Genomic DNA, 15,754 nt, shown 5'->3' on the forward strand with positions numbered 1-15,754 from the left:
GGTAGTTCAAATTTGAACGTCTACTCCGATCGACGGTACACCTTTGTTCGAATTTGAACAACAGGAGTAGGCTTCATCCATGTCCTCACTGAACGAACCCCGCTGGCTGGACCCGGACGAGATGGCCGCCTGGCGGGGCTTCGTCACCGCGAGCAACCTGCTGAACCGCCGGCTGGAGCGCCAGCTCAAGGAGGACTCCGGCCTCTCGCACCAGCAGTACGAGATCCTGGTGCACCTGTCCGCCGCCCCCGGCGACTCGCTGCGGATGACCGAACTCGCCGACAAGCTGGTCACCTCCAAGAGCGGCCTGACCTACCAGGTCACCCAGCTGGAGCGGATGGGCCTGGTCTCCCGCCGCTCCTGTCCCAGCGACGTACGCGGCGTCTTCGCCGAACTCACCGACCAGGGACGGGAGATGCTGCGCCAGGCCGCGCCCGGGCACGTCGCCCTGGTCCGCGAGCTGCTGATCGACGTGCTCACCCGCGACCAGCTGGCCGTCCTCGCCGAGGGTCTCGGCGAGGTCAGCGCCCGGCTGCGCCTGGACGAAACCCCCTAGTCTTCCTCGGGCACCCAAAGCCCCCCGAGGCCCGCGGCCCGCTCCCGCAGCAGCTCCCGCTCCCGCTCGTTGCGGGTCAGTTCCGCCGCCCGCTCGAACTCCGCCCGGGCCTCGTCCGCCCGCCCCAGCCGGGCCAGCAGATCGCCCCGCACGCTCGGCAGCAGGTGGTAGCCGCGCAGCGCCGGCTCCGCCGCCAACGCGTCCACCAACTCCAGTGCGGCGGCCGGACCCCGGGCCATCGAGACGGCCACCGCCCGGTTCAGCGCCACCACCGGGGACGGCGACAGCGCCAGCAGCCGCTCGTACAGTGTGGCGATGGTCGCCCAGTCGGTGTCCGCGTAGCGCCGCGCCTTCGCGTGGCAGGCGGCGATCGCGGCCTGCACCGAGTACGGCCCGGTACCCGCCCGCTGCAGGGCGTCGAAGCCGCGCCGGATCAGCAGCCCGTCCCAGCGGGCCCGGTTCTGGTCCGCCAGCAGCACCGGCCGGCCGTCCGGGCCGGTCCGGACGGCCGTGCGCGAGGCCTGGAACTCCAGCAGCGCGGCCAGCCCGTGCACCTCCGGCTCGGCCGGCATCAGCGCGGCCAGCACCCGGGCCAGCCGCAGCGCGTCCTCACACAGCTGGGGGCGGAGCAGGTCGTCCCCCGTCGTCGCCGAGTACCCCTCGTTGAAGATCAGATAGATGACCTCCAGCACCGACGACAGCCGCCGCGCCCGGTCCTCCCCGTACGGCACCTCGAACGGCACCGCCGCCTTCGCCAGCGCCCGCTTCGCCCGGACGATCCGCTGCGCCACCGTCGGCTCGGGCACCAGGAAGGCGCGGGCGATCTCCGGGGTGGTCAGCCCGCCGAGCAGTCGGAGGGTGAGGGCGATCCGCGCCTCCGCCGACAGGACCGGGTGGCAGGCGGTGAAGATCAGCCGCAGCAGGTCGTCGTCGATGTCGTCCGGCTCGACCGGCTCCGGGGGCGCCACGTCCTCCGCCGACCGCCCCACCTCGGCGAGTTTGCGGGCGTAGACCTCCCGGCGGCGGACCAGGTCGATCGCCCGGTGCTTGGCGGTGGCCGTCAGCCAGGCGCCCGGATTGTCCGGGACGCCCTCCTGCGGCCACCGCTCCAGCGCGGCCACCAGCGCGTCCTGCGCCAGCTCCTCGGCGATGCCCACGTCCCGGACGATCCGGGCCACCCCGGCGATGATCCGCGCGGACTCGATCCGGAACACCGTCTCGACGGCCGCCGCCGCGGTCCTGGCTGGCGCAGCGCCGTCCGGCGTAGTGCCGTTCGTCGTAGTGCCGCCCGGCGTAGTGCCGTTCGTCGCAGTGCCGTTTCTCGCAGCCCTCTCCGTCACGGCGACCCATCAGAGCAGCCGACGGCGGGGGAGGCAAACGCACTCACCGTTACGGCTGGGGCATTTCCTCGATCTGCCGGACCTCCGCCTCGACGCTCCACCCCGCCGGGTGGGTCTGCAGGAAGCGCCGGGTCCACTCCAGGGCTTCGGCCTGGTCCTTGCACTGCAGGATGGCGTAACCGCCGACGACCTCCTTGGTCTCGGTGAACGGCCCGTCGGTGTAGCCGACCTTCCCGTCGTTCCAGGTCACCCGGGTGCCCTGGGAGGTCGGGGTCAGCCCGGCGGTCTCCAGCATCACCCCGGCCTTGGTGATCTCCTCGAACAGGGCCCCCATCCGCTGCTCGAAGCTCGGGTCCGGCTCCCAGTCGGCGCGGGCCTGCTCGTCGATCCGGATCAGTGTCATGAAGCGCGGCATGGTGACTCCTCGGTCGGTCGGGCGGGGCCTCTCCCCGCCTCTCACCCCTGCGTCGAACGGGCCGGCGCCGGATCGACACCCGCCACGAAGATTTTCCGCAGGTTCCGCGCCCGAGGGTCAGCCGCAGCGCAGATTCGATCGGAACAGGGGATCGGTCGTCGCAATTGCGATGAATATCCGCCTCCAGCCTGGCAACTGCGAATGTCCGAGCGGTCCCTCGGGTAGTCCTCTTCCCGGGCCGCGGCGCAGCGGCCCGGGAAGAGGGAGCACCATGACCCCGGCGAGGCCCACCGTCCGGCTGCACGGCCACCTCGAGCGGCCCGCCGAGCTGACCGTCGACCAGCTGCGCGTCCTCCCCGCCCACCGGGTCGTGGTCAGCTTCGACTGCCGGACCGAGGGCGAGCAGCGGCACGGCTACGAGGGCCCGGCACTGCTGGACGTACTGCGCGAGGCCCGGCCCCGGATCGACTTCTCCGGCCGCAAGCAGCGGCTGCGCTTCCTGCTCTCCGTGGTCGGCGCCGACGGCCACCGGGCGGTGGTCTCCTGGGCCGAGATCGACCCGGACTTCGGCGGCCGGCGGATCCTGCTGGCCACCAGCATGGACGGCGCGCCGCTGGACGCCGTCGGCCCGCAGCTGGTCGTCCCGGACGACCACTGCGGTGCCCGCTACGTCAGTGCCGTCACCACCGTCTGGCTCGGCCCCCTCGGCGACCCTGCGCACCCCACCGCGTAACGCGCCGCAGCGCACGTCGCACCCCGGAAGAGCTCCAGCGCGATGCGGTACGGCCCGGCCTTGCCCGCGTAGTGGGCGAGCAGGTGCCGCAGCATCGGCAGCCGCCCGTCGCCCGGGGGGCCTGCGCCGGGGCGGCCGCGACGTTCCGCATGCCGTACGCGGGTGCGTCGAACTCGGCCTGTGCCCAGCTCCGGGCCCAGTTCTTTCGGATCATGACCACGGCGGCGTAGCCGAGGATGCCCGACAGACCGAGGACGAGGTGGGTCACGGCGCAGCATCATCCCTGGTCGCGGGGGTCCGGGCAATGCGGTAAAAGCACTCGCCGGAGCCGGGTTTCCGTGCCAACATGCCCCATATGGGGACGATTCTGCACGGCGCCCTGGTCACGCTGCGACCGGCCACCACCGACGACATCCCGGCCCTGGCGGCCATCCGCGGCACGCCGGAGGTGTTCGCCCGCTGGCGGGGCGGTGACGACCTGCCCGCCGAGGTCGCCAACGACCTGGAATCACCCGACACGGAGACGTTCGCGATCGACCTGGGCGGCCAGGTGGTCGGCGCCATCCAGTGGTACGCCAACAACGACGACGAGTACCGGCACGCCGGGATGGACCTCTACCTCGATCCGACGGTGCACGGCCTGGGTCTGGGGACGGACGCGGTGCGCACCATGGCCCGGTACCTGGTGCACGACCACCACTACCACCGGCTGGTGATCGACCCGGCCGCGGACAACCTCGCCGCGATCCGCTGCTACACCAAGGTCGGCTTCCGTACGGTCGGCACCATGCGCCAGTACGAGCGCGGTTCGGACGGCACCTGGCACGACAACCTGCTGATGGATCTGCTCGCGGACGAACTGCTCGACGGCTGACGGCGGTTCGCGCGGGCCCGGCGGGCGGCGCGTGGCGGCGCGTGGGCGGTGCAAGGGTGTACAGACATCTTGTCGCCTACCCGCCCAGACCTGTACAGACATCTCGCGGCCACATGATCGGCCGGAACTGATCTCCTGGCGTTCTTCCCGACGTACCGATCGGTAGCTAGCGTTCGTCCGCCAGTCCCCGACCGCCGGCCACCCCGGCGCCGGGCCCCGCAGGGTAGACGAATCCCCAGGAGAACGCCCATGCTCTCGCGTCGCACGGCCACCGCCCTCACCTCGGCGGCCGCCGCCGCACTGCTGGTCGGCGGCACCGCCCCGGCCGCCACCGCCGGCACCCCGGCGAGCCCCACCACGCTGTCCGTCTTCGCCTTCAACGTCGACCTCGGCACCGCCGTCGTCGACAGCACCCAGAACGAGCAGGCCGCCCGCCGCACCCCGGTGATCGAGCAGATCGTCCGTCAGCACAACGCCGATGTCGTCATCCTGGACGAGCAGTTCAACAACAGCTCGACCGCCGACATCAACGCCAAGCTCGCCGACCTCTACCCGTACCGCACCCCGGTGGTCGGCGGCACCTGCTCCGGCGGCGGCTGGACGGGCATCAGCGGCAACTGCTCCAACTCGTGGTTCGTCATCAACGGCGGCACGATGATCCTCTCCAAGTACCCGATCGCCGCCCAGTACGCCCACGTCTTCGCCAACTCGACGTACGGGACCTGGGACTACCACGCCAACAAGGGCGCGGCGCTGGTCAAGGTGACCAAGAACGGCAGCGCCGCCTGGGTGGTCGGCACCCACCTCCAGGCCGACGAGTCGGACGTCTCCACCGACACCACCCAGTCCACCCGGCTCGGCCAGCTCTCCGAGATCCGCGCCTGGGTGGACGGGATCGTCGGCAGCGGCGCGCCGGTGCTGATCGGCGGCGACCTCAACGTCGAGTACGTCCACGGCCAGGGCCGCGGCGACTACACCAACGCCCAGAACGCGGTGAACGGCGTGCTCGGCACTCCGGCCACCGACCCGGGCCAGAACCTGACCACCATGGACTGCTCGGTCTCCGCCTGGTGCCAGTACATGTCCGGCGTCGAGACCTTCCCCAAGGACTACCGGGACGACCTCGACTACATCGGCTACCTCAACGCCCCGGGCCGCCCGGTGCCGACCGGGATGTCGACCGTGAAGGTCGACTTCGACCCGCAGGCGGGCTGGGCGCCGGGGCAGCTCGACACCAACGCGCCCAGCGACCACTACCCGGTCGAGGCCACCTTCCAGCTGAACTGACGCCCGGCGGCCGAACCGACGCGCGGTGCTGAACTGACGCGCGGTGCTGAACCGACGCCCGGCGAGGTCGAGCAGCGGTCAGTCCAGGGCCGCCCGGTCCGGTGCCGGGCAGCCGCAGGAGCGCCGCACCACCAGTCGGGCCGGGAAGGTCCGGGCGCCGGTGGCGCGGCGCTCGGCCCCGCCGAGGACGAGCTCCAGCGCGGCGCGGGCCATCTCGTCCTGCGCGGTGGTGACGGTGGTCAGCGCGGGCCCGGCGATCACCGCCTCGGCGATGTCGTCGAAGCCGGCCACCGCGAGGTCCTCCGGCACCCGGATCCCCAGGTCGTCGGCGGCCCGCAGCAGGCCGATCGCCTGGTCGTCCGTCGCGCAGAACACGGCGGACGGCCGGTCGGGGCGGGCCAGCAGGGCGAGCGCCTCGGCGTGCGCCCGGACGCGGTCGAACGGCGCCGGGGTGAGCCGCCCCTCGGTGGGCAGCCCGGCGTCCTCCATGGCGGCGACCCAGCCGGCCGTCCGCCCGGTGACCGGGTCGTGCGGGCTGAGCGCGCGGGTGCCGCCGAAGCAGTGCACCTCGGCGTGCCCGTGCCCGAGCAGGTGGCGGACCACCTCGCGGGCGCCGCCCTCGTCGTCCGCGACCACGGCGACGCCGTCGGCGCTCTCCGCACGGTGGTGCAGCAGCACGACCGGGGTGCCGTCGGCCACGTCGAAGCCGGTCAGCCCGGGGGTGGCCGGGTCCTGGGTGACCAGGATCAGGCCGTCCACCTGCATCCCGAGGAAGGCCCGGATGTAGTGCGCCTCCCGCTCGTCGGCGTAGTCGGAGTTGCCGATCAGCAGCAGCCGGCCGTGCTCGGCGGCGGCCTGTTCGACGGCGTGCGCGAGCCCGGCGAAGAACGGCTGCCGGGCGTCCGGCACGACCATCCCGAGCAGGTTGGTCCGCCGCCGCGCCATCGCCTGGGCGACCCGGTTGGGCCGGTAGCCGAGCTCCTCGACCGCCGCGAGCACCCGCGCCCGGGTCGCCGGCGCCACCGGCCGCGGCCCGTCGTTGATCACATAACTCACGACCGCCGTGGACGTCCCCGCCGCCCGCGCCACATCGTCCCGTGTCACCCTTGCCATGACCGTTGAGCCTACACACCGCCTCCGACCAGCCGGTTTCCCGTGGGTCCGGCGGTCCCCGATCGGCTTGCCGAAGTCGGCCCGGCCGTCACTGTCCCGGCTGTGAGAACCCCCGGCCGTGAGCACCCCCGGCCGTGAGCAGCCCCGGCCGTGAGCAGCCCCGGCCGTGAGCAGCCCCGGCCGTGAGCAGCCCCGGTCCTGAGCGCACCCGGGCTCAGTCGGCGTCCGGGACGAGCACCGTCAGCGAGGTCTCCTGCAGCAGGAAGCCCAGCGACTCGTAGAGGCGGCGGGCCGGGTTGCCGTCGGTCACCGCCAGGTGCAGGTCGGCGATCCCGCGCGCGGCGGCGTCCGCGACCGCCCGGCGCAGCAGGTCGGCGCCGAGGCCGCGGTAGCCGCGCTGTGGGTGGCGGAAGACCTCGGCGACCCACGGCCGGCCGTCGCGGTCGGTCAGGATCACCCCGGCGACCACGCGGTCCTCGGCGTCCACGGCGAGCAGGCTGGACGGCAGGACCGGGCCGATGGCCTTCCCGGCGAGCAGCAGGCCGAGTCGGTCGGAGAGCGCCTGGGCGTCGTCGCCCGGGAAGCGGTCGACGTGCCCGGGCCCGAAGGCGGCCCGCCAGGCCTCGAACAGCTCCTCGGGCGCCCGGTCGCAGGGCACCGCCCGCAGGCCGTCGCGCAGTCCCCCGCGCAGGCCGTCGGGCAGCGGCGCCCCGGCCCAGTCGGCGGGCGGGGGGTCGGCGCGCAGGTCCCGGCGGAAGGTGTGGGCGTGCCGCAGGACCGTCGCGCCGTCCGCCGCCAGGCGCTGCCCGAGTTCGGGGCTGCCGGAGACCACCCACCCGGGCAGCTCGGCCCGGATGAACCCGGCCGCGTCCACCGACTCGTCCAGCACCTGCAGCAGGTCGGCCCAGGGCAGGCCCTCCCGCTCGCCCGGCTGGTAGCGCAGTACCGGATTGCCGTCGCCGTCGTGCCTGACCACCCAGTCGGCCTCAGCCATGGCCCACCCCTTTTCGCGAGTTCGCCGGAGATCGTTCGTCGGCGGCTCATGCTGGCCAGAACCGGGCGCTCGGGGCAACCGGTTTTCCGGCAGCGGGCTTCGGGACAGCGGGATTCGGGACAGCGGACTTGGGGGCGGCAGGCCGTCGGGAAGCGCGGCGGCCGGCGCCGGGCTCAGGCCACCACCGCGGCGCGGACGCAGAGCACGTCCGGCAGGTGGGAGATCAGCAGCGACCAGTTCTCGCCCTCGTCCCGGCTGCCGTACACGTCGCCGGTCCGGTTGCCGAAGTAGATCCCGGCCGGGTCGGCGTCGTCGGTGCGCAGGGCGTCGCGCAGCACGATGCCGTAGTGGTCCTCGCCGGGCAGGCCGTCGGCGAGCTGCTGCCAGCTGGTGCCGCCGTCGGTGGTGCGGAAGACCCGGCAGCGGCGGCCGGGCGGGATGCGGTCGTCGGAGCCGCCGAGCGGGAAGAGGTAGGCGGTGTCGCCCCGGCGGGGGTGGGCGGCGACGGCGAAGCCGAACTCGGCGGGCAGCCCGTCGACGATCGAGCGCCAGCCGGCGCCCCAGTCGTCGCTGCGGTAGACGCCGCCGTGGTTCTGCAGGTAGAGCCGGTCGGGGTTGACCGGGTCCGGGGCGATCTTGTGCACGCACTGGCCGAACTCGGGGTACTGGCTCTCCTGCGGGAGGAACTCGGCGCGCAGCCCGGTGTTGGAGGGCTCCCAGCTGTCGCCGCCGTCCTTGCTGCGGTAGACGCCGCCGCTGGAGACGGCGACCAGCAGCCGTTGCGGGTCGTGCGAGTCGGTGAGGATGGTGTGCAGGCCCTGGCCGCCGTAGCCGGCGCCCCACTGCGGCCGCTGGGGGTGTTCCCAGAGCGACTCCAGCAGGGCGAACGTCTCGCCGCCGTCGGTGGAGCGGAACAGCGCGGCGGGCTCGGTGCCCGCGTAGACGACGCCGGGGGCCTCGCCGCCGGCGGGCTGCAGCTGCCAGACCCGGGTGAGCGAGGCGCCGGTGGACTCGGGGAAGCGGATGGCCGGCTGCGGCGGCTCGTACCAGTGCGCGCCGAGGTCGTCGGAGCGCCAGACCGAGGGCCCCCAGTGGCTGCTGTCGGCGCCGACCAGGATTCTGGTGCGGCCCTCGCGGCGGTCGACGGAGACGGAGTAGATCGCGTTCATCGGGAAGTGCGGCCCGCTGAACTCCCACGTCAGCCGGTCGCGGCTGCGGCCGAGAAAGAGGCCCTTCTCGGTTCCGACGGCCAACAGCACTTCGGTCATGCCTCACACCACCCTGGTCACGAGCGCGGCCCCCGGGACGGCCCCCGACTGCCAGTGTCCCGCCGTCCACCGGTGGTCACATCTCGCCGCGCCGTTCACCCGGGAGGCCGTCCTTGACCCGGAAGGCCGTCCGCCCGGCCGGGGGCCGCACTTGCGGCCAGGGGCCCTACCCCCGGCAGCCCTCCAGCAGCCGCAGCCAGACCTCGCTGATCGTCGGGTACGCGGGCACCGCGTGCCAGAGCCGGTCGATGGGCACCTCGCCGACCACCGCGACGGTCGCCGAGTGCAGCAGTTCGGCCACGCCGGGGCCGACCAGGGAGGCGCCGACGAGCACCTGGCGGTCCAGGTCGAAGACCACCCGGGCCCGGCCGCGGTAGTCGTCGCCGTACAGCGAGGCCCCGGCGACGGCGCCGAGGTCGTGGTCGACGGTCTTGACCCGCAGCCCGGCCTCCTCGGCGGCGGCCAGGGTCAGGCCGACGGCGGCGACTTCCGGTTGCGTGAACACGACCTGCGGCGCGCCCGCGAGGTCGGCGGACGCGGCGTGCGCGCCCCAGCGCGCGGTGTCCAGCGGGCGCCCCTGGGCGCGGGCGGCGATCGCCGCGCCCGCGATCCGGGCCTGGTACTTGCCCTGGTGGGTGAGCAGCGCCCGGTGGTTGACGTCCCCGGCGGCGTACAGCCACTCGCCGTCCACGCCGAGCACCGTGCAGCTGTCGTCCACCTCCAGCCAGTCGCCCGGCTTCAGCCCGACCTGCTCCAGCCCGATGTCGGCGGTGCGCGGGGCCCGGCCGGTCGCGTACAGCACCTCGTCGGCGGTCAGCTCCGCGCCGTCCTCCGCGCCGCTCCTGAGCGTCAGGGTCACCGGCCCGGAGCCGTCCGCCCGCTGCACCCCGGTGACCTCGGTGCCGAAACGGACGTCCACCCCGGCCTTGCGCAGGCCCTCGGCGACCAGCTCGCCCGCGAACGGCTCCATCCGCGGCAGCAGCCCCTCGCCGCGAACCAGCAGCACCACCTCGGCGCCGAGCGCCCGCCAGGCGGCGGCCATCTCCACCCCGACCACCCCGCCGCCGACCACCGCCAGCCGCCCGGGCACGGCCGGCGAGCCGGTGGCCTCCCGGTTGGTCCACGGGAGGGCCTCGGTCAGCCCCGGCACGTGCCCGGGCAGCACCGGACGGCTGCCGGTGGACACCACGACGGCGTGCCGGGCGGTGAGCACCCGCTCGCTGCCGTCCTCGGCCTCCACCGTCACCGTCCGCTCGCCGGCCAGCCGGCCGTGGCCGCGGACCAGGTCGATGCCGGTGTCCCGCAGCCACCGCACCTGGCCGTCGTCGCTCCAGTGCGAGGCGAAGGAGTCCCGCCGGGCCAGCACCGCGGCCGGGTCCAGCCGTCCGTCGCCGACCGCCTCCCGGGAGCCGGCCACCGCGCGGGCGTCGGCCAGCGCGGCCGACGGGCGCAGCAGCGCCTTGCTCGGCATGCAGGCCCAGTACGAGCACTCGCCGCCGACCAGCTCGGCCTCCACGATCACCGTGCGCAGCCCGGCGGCGACCGTCCGGTCCGCCACGTTCTCGCCGGTCGGGCCGGCCCCCAGGACGATGACGTCGTACTCCTCGGCGGTGCTGGTCATGCCCGGTCCTCCGTGGTCTCGATGGCCACCCCGGCCCGCAGGGCGAGGGTGACGGGCGTGCGTTCGCAGATGTCGAGCAGTCGGGCGCGCTGGGCCCCGTCCAGGTCGCCGGTCAGGGCGACCCGGCGGGAGATCCGGCCCCGGCTGCCGTCCGTTTCGTACCCGAGCCTCACCCGGACCGCCTGCAGCGGCCACTTCTTGCGGTCGGCGTACATCCGCAGGGTGATCGCGGTGCAGGAGCCGAGGGAGGCGAGCAGCAGCGCGAACGGTTCCGGCCCGCTGTCCGAGCCGCCGCGCCGCACCGGCTCGTCCGAGGTCAGCGCGTGGGTGCCGGCCTTGACGTCCACGTGGTACGGCGGGTCGGCGGCGCTCCCGGTGACCAGCGCGGTGGTGACCCGTCCGAACTCGGGCCCGGCGGCAGGCGGTTCGGTACGGCCGGTCTGCTCGCTCATGAGTCTCGCTCTCCGCTCGGGTACGGCGTTGGGCCCATCCTGCCGGGTCGGGCGTGCCTTCGCGACGGTCGGACACGCGCAGGACGCGCAGGGGACACGCCCGTGCACGCGGGGGACAGGCCTGCGCACGCGGGGGCACCCAGGACACGCGGGGGCGCCCCAGGACACGCGGGGGCACCCCAGGACACACGGGGGCACCCCAGGACACACGGGGGACGGGCCCGGGCATGGGGGACAGGCCGGGGGCTCAGATCGCGGCGAGCTCCGCGAGCACCGCCGCCGTGTCGGCCGGACGGGAGAACATCGGCCAGTGCCCGGTGGGCAGTTCGCGCAGTTCCCAGTTCGGCGCGGCCATCCCGGCGAAGTACGGGTGGCCCGCCGCGATCAGCTCGCGGACCTGGGAGAGCGGGAAGGAACAGGACACCAGCGCGTGCGGCAGGGCGGCCCCGGCGCCGGTCAGCCGGAGCTCGTCCCGGTACGCCCCGGCCGGGTGCGGGGTGGCGAGGGAGCGGACCCGCGCCAGGGTGGCCTCGTCCAGGCCCCCCAGGCCGGCGCCGTGGGTGTCCAGGTACTCCCAGGACGGCATCGGGAACCGGCCGTCGACCACCGAGGCCTCGGCCATCTGCCGGTAGTCGGGCTGCCAGAGGTCGTGGAGCGCGGAGCCGTCGACCAGCGGGACGCTGTCCAGGTAGACCACCCGGCGGATCCGCTCCGGCATCCGGTCCGCGAGCCCGCCCACCGGGGCGCAGGCGCCGCTGTGGGCGACCAGCACGACGTCCCACAGGTCCTCGCGGACCAGCAGGTCGGCCAGGTCGGCGATGTGCTCCTCCAAGCCGAACTCGCCGGACTCGGCCGCCCGTTCGGCCACCCCGGGCAGGCTCACCGGGTGGACGCGGTGCCCGGCGGCGCGCAGCGGCGCGGCCACCTCGTCCCAGGCCCAGGCACCGAGCCAGAACCCGGGGACCAGTACGAACGTGCTCATGGCGGATCACTCCTTCGTCGGCGGGGCCTCCGCGGAGGCCGCTGTCACCGACGACTCTAGGAGCGGATCCCGATCGGCACCCGCGGCGTGGTCCCGGAAGCGGGGGAGCGGGCACGGCGGGGGCCCGGGGGGACGACGCTCCCCGGGCCCCCGCCGACCGCTCGCGGCTCAGGCCTGGCCGCCGGCCGCCTGCTCCTCGGCGACCTTGCGCTTCACCTCGGCCATGTCCAGGTTGCGGGCCTGGCCGATCAGGTCCTCGAACACCGCCTCCGGCAGCGCGCCGGCCTGCGAGAAGACGAGCACGCCCTCACGGATGATCGCCAGTGTCGGGATCGACTGGATGCCGAACGCGGAGGCGAGCTCCTGCTGCGCCTCGGTGTCCACCTTGGCGAAGACCAGGTCGGAGTGGCGCTCGGCCGCCTTCTCGTACACCGGGGCGAACTGGCGGCAGGGACCGCACCACCCGGCCCAGAAGTCGATGAAGACGAAGTCCTTGCCCTCCGGGCCGGGGACGATGTCGTCGAAGTTCTCCTTGGTCAGCTCGACCGTGCTGCTCATCTCGCGATTCCTTCCCTTCCGGAGGCTGCGGTACAGGCCATGTGCCCGCGACAACGGTGCTGCTCGGCACCGTATTCCGGGGGTGTCCGGCATTCCGTGGCCGTCCTGCGGCCATCCGGCGCCCGGCATTGAGCAACCGGTCGCCACCGCCCGTACAGAAGGGTGTCCAGTCCGTTCAGACCGCGGGAGGCACCCCATGCGCAGCACACCCCGCACCCGCCGGGCCGCCGTGCTGGCCGCCTCCGGCATCGCGGTGGCCGCCCTGATCGCCGGCTGCGGGTCGTCCGGAGGAAGCAAGTCCAGTACGCCGAGCATGTCGGGCAGCCCGACCGCCCCGGCGAGCGCGACCCTGCAGACCGCCACCGACCCCAAGCTGGGCACGATCGTCACCGACAGCGCTGGCTTCACGCTCTACCGCTTCGACCAGGACGAGAGCAACCCGCCGGAGTCCTACTGCAACGGCAGCTGTGCCACGACCTGGCCGCCCGAGCACGTCAACGGCGACGTCACGGTCAAGGGCATCGACAGCAAGCTGGTCGGCACGGTCACCCGCTCCGACGGCACCAAGCAGGTCACCGTCAACGGCTGGCCGGTCTACCGCTACTCGCCGGACGCCAAGCCCGGCGACACCAAGGGCCAGGGCGTGGGCGGCACCTGGTTCGCGGTGACCCCGAGCGGTGGCAAGGCGGGCACCGGCACGAACTCCAACCCGATGCCCAGCACCCCGGGCTACTGACCGATGTCGACCGCCCTCGACCAGGAGGCCCGGGTGCGCAACGATGAAGTGGTGACCGAGGAGCACCCCGTCGACGGCACGGCCGGCCACGGCACGAGGGCGTCCGACGAGGAGTTGATGCGCGCCCTGTACCACGAGCACGCCGGTCCGCTCTTCGGCTTCGTGCTCCACCTGGTCGCCGGCGACCGGCAGCGGGCCGAGGACGTCGTCCAGGAGACGCTGGTCCGCGCCTGGCGCAACATCCACCGCCTCGACCCGGCGGCGGGCTCGCTGCGGCCCTGGCTGGTCACGGTCGCCCGGCGGATCGTGATCGACGAGCACCGAAGCGCCCGGGCCAGGCCCCGCGAGGTGGACGCGTCGGCCCTGGAACTGCTGCCCGCCGAGGACGAGCTCGACCGGGCACTGCGGATGATGACCGTCGCGGACGCGCTCGGCGACCTCTCGCCGGCGCACCGCGAGATCATCGTCGAGACCTATCTGAAGGGCCGCACGGCCAACGAGGCGGCCGCCGAACTCGACATCCCGGCCGGGACCGTACGGTCGCGGGTGTTCTACGCACTGCGCTCGCTCAGGCTCGCGCTGGAGGAACGGGGAGTGACATCGTGACCAAGCGCCCCGACCCCGAGCCCGGCCGCCCGGAGCACATTCCCGGCGGGCCGGACGGCGTGCCCGGCGGCCCGGAGCACACCGACGCCGGCGCCTACGTCCTCGGCCTGCTGGAGCCCGCCGAGCGCGCCGCCTTCGAACGGCACCTGGCCGACTGCCCGCAGTGCGCCGAGCAGGTGTCCGAACTCGGCTTCGTTGAACCACTGTTGGCCGAGTACGCGGCCTCCGCGACGGCCGCCGGGCTGGACCCGGCCGGCCCCGCCCCGCACCCGGACCCGCGGCTCCTGGACCGGCTGGTCGCCGAGGTCGGCACCGTCCGGCGGCGGGGCCGGGTGCGGCGACTCGTCCTGGCCCTGGCCGCGACCGCGATGGTGGCGGCGGGCCCCGCCGTCACGGCCGCGGTGCTCACCGCCGACAGCACCCCCGCCGTGGTCGCCGTGGCCGAGCAGTTCAGCGCCACCGACCAGGCCACCGGCGCGCACGCCACCGTCGGCGTGGACGGCACCACCTGGGGCAGTCGGGTCAGCATGCAACTCTCCGGTGTCCAGGGCCCGTTGACCTGCAGTCTGGTCGCCGTCTCGCACAGCGGCGGACAGCAGACGGTGAACACCTGGACCGTCCCGGCGAGCGGCTACGGGGACCACGGCGGCGTGCTGCGCACCACCGGCGGCGCGGCCCTCCAGCCGGGCGACATCGACCACTTCGAGGTGCGGGTCCAGACCACCGGCGCCCTCCTGGTCGCCGTCCCCGCCCACCAGGCCTGACCCGCCTCCCCGCCCACGAGGGCCCGACCTGCCCCGCCTCCCCGACCCGCCCCCCGACCCGCCCCCCGCCTACGCGGCCCGACTCAGTACGGCCCGTGCACGTAGTGGTACGCGGCCAGCCGCTCGATCCGGGCCGTCCCCCGGACCCCGGGCCAGTGCGGATTCGGCTCGCCGGTGCCGGACATGTGCTCCCGCCGCCACGTGCGGCTCCAGCCGACCCGGAGCGTCGGCTCGAAGTTGTGCCAACGCCCGCACGGGCAGGGCGTCAGCACCCGCGCGCAGGAGCGGCACAGCTCGGCGTGGCCGTCGCAGCTCGGCAGTGACACCGGCGGGCCCTCCTCCCCGCAGGCCGGGCAGCCGGGCAGCTCGGCGCCGTCCAGCAGCGCGTTCTGCCGCCGGACGTAGTCGGGCAGGCTCAACGGCGGGTGCAGAAAGGGGTCGTGGTGCCACGCCGTGTCCGGCGAGCCCCACCGGTAGCGGTACCGGTCCCACCACGGCGTCACCGGCGGCTCCCGCAGTCCGGCCCGCTTCTGCGCCCGGCGCTGCGCCCGGTACTCCTCGGCCCGGGCCCGCCACAGCTCCCGCGCCTCGTGGAGCTCCTCCACCGCGCGGAGCAGCGAGTCCGGGTCCGTCTCCAGGTACCGGGGCATCCGGGCACTGACGGTGAGGTGGTGGTACGTCGCCCGCAGGCCGTAGGGGGCGAAGCAAGTCAGGCAGGTCCGCAGCGCGCTGTGCCGCCGGTACAGCGGGAGGGAGGTGTCGTGCACCCGGGCTCGGTGGGTGTGGAAGCTGGTCATGCCGGTGGCTCCAGGTCCAGTGCCCGGGCGAGGGCGGCGGTGACGGCGGCGGCGTGGTCGGGCAGCTGCCGCTCGGCCCAACCCGTCGCCAGGGCCAGGAAGTCGCGCAGGTCCTGTTCGGCGCCGGCGAGCAGCCGGCGCAACTCGTCCAGCGACAGCTCGATGACCGGGCTGTCCGCGTCCTCGGCGTCCTGGGTGAGCCGGACGACCCGGCCGACGCACTCGGCCCGGGCGTCCGGGTCGTGGCCGAACCAGGCCGTGCCCGTGCCGTCGGCCACGGTCAGCCACTGGCGCCACTCCTCCAGGCCGGTGCAGCAGCCCGGTTGGAAGACGGCGCCGGTGGCGGGGTCGGTCACCCGGAACCCGCCGGGGGCGAAGAGGTCCGGCATGGTGAGCAGCCCGTGCAGGAAGGCGCCCAGCGGATCCTCCGGGCGCGGACCGCGCTCGTCGTCCTCGTCGGGGTCGACGTCGTTGCAGTCGGTGAGCCGCCACACCGCCGTGCCCACCTCGGCCGGCGTCAACTCCCCGTTCAGCACCAGGTATCCCCAGGGCTGCTGCTCGCCCGTGGGCCAGAGCGCGAAGTCGTCGGGGGCGAAGATCTCCAGGACCGGCTGCATCGACATCATCCGGCGATCATGCCGGAGGGCGGCTGCGCCGG

18 protein-coding genes are annotated in these 15,754 nt (G+C 74.1%); 7 read left to right on the forward strand and 11 right to left on the reverse strand.

What is annotated here, in order from left to right; all coding sequences use genetic code 11:
* The first annotated feature begins 88 nt into the window (after window positions 1-88).
* Window positions 89-556 carry a MarR family winged helix-turn-helix transcriptional regulator gene (locus tag ACZ52J_RS14580; protein WP_465618798.1) on the forward strand — a complete coding sequence of 156 codons (468 nt, stop codon included), beginning with the start codon at window positions 89-91 and terminating at the stop codon, window positions 554-556.
* Here ACZ52J_RS14580 and ACZ52J_RS14585 read toward each other — a convergent pair.
* Together ACZ52J_RS14585 and ACZ52J_RS14590 are read right to left on the reverse strand one after the other, a co-directional pair.
* Window positions 553-1,770 (reverse strand): RNA polymerase sigma factor, encoded by a 1,218-nt coding sequence (locus tag ACZ52J_RS14585; RefSeq protein ID WP_465618724.1) that lies wholly within the window; start codon window positions 1,768-1,770, stop codon window positions 553-555. The two genes, ACZ52J_RS14580 and ACZ52J_RS14585, sit on opposite strands and share 4 nt — an antisense overlap.
* Before the next feature lie 175 nt (window positions 1,771-1,945).
* Window positions 1,946-2,311, reverse strand: coding sequence for a YciI family protein (locus ACZ52J_RS14590; RefSeq protein ID WP_360507309.1), 366 nt, complete (start codon window positions 2,309-2,311; stop codon window positions 1,946-1,948).
* A 271-nt stretch (window positions 2,312-2,582) separates the two neighbouring features.
* Here ACZ52J_RS14590 and ACZ52J_RS14595 point away from each other — a divergent pair, with 271 nt between their 5' ends.
* The 3 genes from ACZ52J_RS14595 to ACZ52J_RS14605 all read left to right on the forward strand — a co-directional run bounded on the left by ACZ52J_RS14595 (window position 2,583) and on the right by ACZ52J_RS14605 (window position 5,205).
* Entirely contained in the window at window positions 2,583-3,044 is a 462-nt protein-coding gene (locus ACZ52J_RS14595) for a molybdopterin-dependent oxidoreductase (protein WP_465618726.1), read from the forward strand.
* A 355-nt stretch (window positions 3,045-3,399) separates the two neighbouring features.
* Window positions 3,400-3,918 (forward strand): GNAT family N-acetyltransferase, encoded by a 519-nt coding sequence (locus tag ACZ52J_RS14600; protein ID WP_360507303.1) that lies wholly within the window; start codon window positions 3,400-3,402, stop codon window positions 3,916-3,918.
* Between the two features lie 249 nt (window positions 3,919-4,167).
* Window positions 4,168-5,205 carry a sphingomyelin phosphodiesterase gene (locus ACZ52J_RS14605; RefSeq protein ID WP_465618728.1) on the forward strand — a complete coding sequence of 346 codons (1,038 nt, stop codon included), beginning with the start codon at window positions 4,168-4,170 and terminating at the stop codon, window positions 5,203-5,205.
* A gap of 78 nt (window positions 5,206-5,283) precedes the next feature.
* On the opposite strand, the gene ACZ52J_RS14610 is transcribed toward ACZ52J_RS14605, so the two are convergent.
* The 7 genes from ACZ52J_RS14610 to ACZ52J_RS14640 all read right to left on the reverse strand — a co-directional run bounded on the left by ACZ52J_RS14610 (window position 5,284) and on the right by ACZ52J_RS14640 (window position 12,508).
* Window positions 5,284-6,318: a LacI family DNA-binding transcriptional regulator gene (locus tag ACZ52J_RS14610; protein WP_465618730.1), complete on the reverse strand. Its 1,035-nt coding sequence runs from the start codon at window positions 6,316-6,318 to the stop codon at window positions 5,284-5,286.
* Between the two features lie 214 nt (window positions 6,319-6,532).
* Window positions 6,533-7,312, reverse strand: a complete 780-nt coding sequence (locus ACZ52J_RS14615) for a GNAT family N-acetyltransferase (protein WP_465618732.1) — start codon at window positions 7,310-7,312, stop codon at window positions 6,533-6,535.
* Window positions 7,313-7,485: 173 nt separating this feature from the next.
* Window positions 7,486-8,580: a WD40/YVTN/BNR-like repeat-containing protein gene (locus ACZ52J_RS14620; RefSeq protein ID WP_465618734.1), complete on the reverse strand. Its 1,095-nt coding sequence runs from the start codon at window positions 8,578-8,580 to the stop codon at window positions 7,486-7,488.
* Window positions 8,581-8,746: 166 nt separating this feature from the next.
* Window positions 8,747-10,201 carry a dihydrolipoyl dehydrogenase family protein gene (locus ACZ52J_RS14625; RefSeq protein WP_465618736.1) on the reverse strand — a complete coding sequence of 485 codons (1,455 nt, stop codon included), beginning with the start codon at window positions 10,199-10,201 and terminating at the stop codon, window positions 8,747-8,749.
* Complete coding sequence (locus ACZ52J_RS14630; protein WP_360507286.1) at window positions 10,198-10,653, reverse strand: OsmC family protein; 456 nt, start codon at window positions 10,651-10,653, stop codon at window positions 10,198-10,200. The genes ACZ52J_RS14625 and ACZ52J_RS14630 overlap by 4 nt, the downstream gene beginning before the upstream one ends.
* Window positions 10,654-10,900: 247 nt before the next feature.
* Entirely contained in the window at window positions 10,901-11,635 is a 735-nt protein-coding gene (locus tag ACZ52J_RS14635) for an alpha/beta fold hydrolase (RefSeq protein ID WP_465618738.1), read from the reverse strand.
* Window positions 11,636-11,803: 168 nt separating this feature from the next.
* Complete coding sequence (locus tag ACZ52J_RS14640) at window positions 11,804-12,508, reverse strand: thioredoxin family protein (RefSeq protein WP_465618740.1); 705 nt, start codon at window positions 12,506-12,508, stop codon at window positions 11,804-11,806.
* Between ACZ52J_RS14640 and ACZ52J_RS14645 the strand changes: the two genes are divergently transcribed.
* From ACZ52J_RS14645 to ACZ52J_RS14655, 3 genes are read left to right on the forward strand one after another with little or no spacing between them, the layout of a single operon-like run.
* Window positions 12,390-12,929, forward strand: a complete 540-nt coding sequence (locus ACZ52J_RS14645; RefSeq protein WP_360507278.1) for a hypothetical protein — start codon at window positions 12,390-12,392, stop codon at window positions 12,927-12,929. The two genes, ACZ52J_RS14640 and ACZ52J_RS14645, sit on opposite strands and share 119 nt — an antisense overlap.
* 3 nt (window positions 12,930-12,932) lie before the next feature.
* Complete coding sequence (locus ACZ52J_RS14650) at window positions 12,933-13,535, forward strand: sigma-70 family RNA polymerase sigma factor (protein ID WP_396287933.1); 603 nt, start codon at window positions 12,933-12,935, stop codon at window positions 13,533-13,535.
* The gene (locus ACZ52J_RS14655; protein ID WP_465618742.1) at window positions 13,532-14,299 is read left to right on the forward strand and encodes a zf-HC2 domain-containing protein; all 768 of its coding nucleotides are present in this window, start codon (window positions 13,532-13,534) and stop codon (window positions 14,297-14,299) included. Before ACZ52J_RS14650 ends, ACZ52J_RS14655 begins: the two co-directional genes overlap by 4 nt.
* Before the next feature lie 83 nt (window positions 14,300-14,382).
* On the opposite strand, the gene ACZ52J_RS14660 is transcribed toward ACZ52J_RS14655, so the two are convergent.
* Both ACZ52J_RS14660 and ACZ52J_RS14665 read right to left on the reverse strand, forming a co-directional pair.
* Window positions 14,383-15,096, reverse strand: a complete 714-nt coding sequence (locus ACZ52J_RS14660; protein WP_465618744.1) for a hypothetical protein — start codon at window positions 15,094-15,096, stop codon at window positions 14,383-14,385.
* Window positions 15,093-15,722 (reverse strand): hypothetical protein, encoded by a 630-nt coding sequence (locus ACZ52J_RS14665; RefSeq protein WP_465618746.1) that lies wholly within the window; start codon window positions 15,720-15,722, stop codon window positions 15,093-15,095. The genes ACZ52J_RS14660 and ACZ52J_RS14665 overlap by 4 nt, the downstream gene beginning before the upstream one ends.
* Window positions 15,723-15,754 lie beyond the last annotated feature (32 nt).

Source organism: Kitasatospora sp. NPDC034035 (assembly GCF_055575755.1).

Coding starts and splice junctions, on each gene's coding strand:
- ACZ52J_RS14590 (WP_360507309.1), bottom strand. CDS start 2,311: ATGCCGCGCTTCATGACACTGATCCGGATCGACGAGCAGGCCCGCGCC.
- ACZ52J_RS14595 (WP_465618726.1), top strand. CDS start 2,583: ATGACCCCGGCGAGGCCCACCGTCCGGCTGCACGGCCACCTCGAGCGG.
- ACZ52J_RS14600 (WP_360507303.1), top strand. CDS start 3,400: ATGGGGACGATTCTGCACGGCGCCCTGGTCACGCTGCGACCGGCCACC.
- ACZ52J_RS14605 (WP_465618728.1), top strand. CDS start 4,168: ATGCTCTCGCGTCGCACGGCCACCGCCCTCACCTCGGCGGCCGCCGCC.
- ACZ52J_RS14610 (WP_465618730.1), bottom strand. CDS start 6,318: ATGGCAAGGGTGACACGGGACGATGTGGCGCGGGCGGCGGGGACGTCC.
- ACZ52J_RS14615 (WP_465618732.1), bottom strand. CDS start 7,312: ATGGCTGAGGCCGACTGGGTGGTCAGGCACGACGGCGACGGCAATCCG.
- ACZ52J_RS14620 (WP_465618734.1), bottom strand. CDS start 8,580: ATGACCGAAGTGCTGTTGGCCGTCGGAACCGAGAAGGGCCTCTTTCTC.
- ACZ52J_RS14625 (WP_465618736.1), bottom strand. CDS start 10,201: ATGACCAGCACCGCCGAGGAGTACGACGTCATCGTCCTGGGGGCCGGC.
- ACZ52J_RS14630 (WP_360507286.1), bottom strand. CDS start 10,653: ATGAGCGAGCAGACCGGCCGTACCGAACCGCCTGCCGCCGGGCCCGAG.
- ACZ52J_RS14635 (WP_465618738.1), bottom strand. CDS start 11,635: ATGAGCACGTTCGTACTGGTCCCCGGGTTCTGGCTCGGTGCCTGGGCC.
- ACZ52J_RS14645 (WP_360507278.1), top strand. CDS start 12,390: ATGCGCAGCACACCCCGCACCCGCCGGGCCGCCGTGCTGGCCGCCTCC.
- ACZ52J_RS14640 (WP_465618740.1), bottom strand. CDS start 12,508: ATGCTCGGCGTACTGGACTTGCTTCCTCCGGACGACCCGCAGCCGGCG.
- ACZ52J_RS14650 (WP_396287933.1), top strand. CDS start 12,933: ATGTCGACCGCCCTCGACCAGGAGGCCCGGGTGCGCAACGATGAAGTG.
- ACZ52J_RS14660 (WP_465618744.1), bottom strand. CDS start 15,096: ATGACCAGCTTCCACACCCACCGAGCCCGGGTGCACGACACCTCCCTC.
- ACZ52J_RS14665 (WP_465618746.1), bottom strand. CDS start 15,722: ATGATGTCGATGCAGCCGGTCCTGGAGATCTTCGCCCCCGACGACTTC.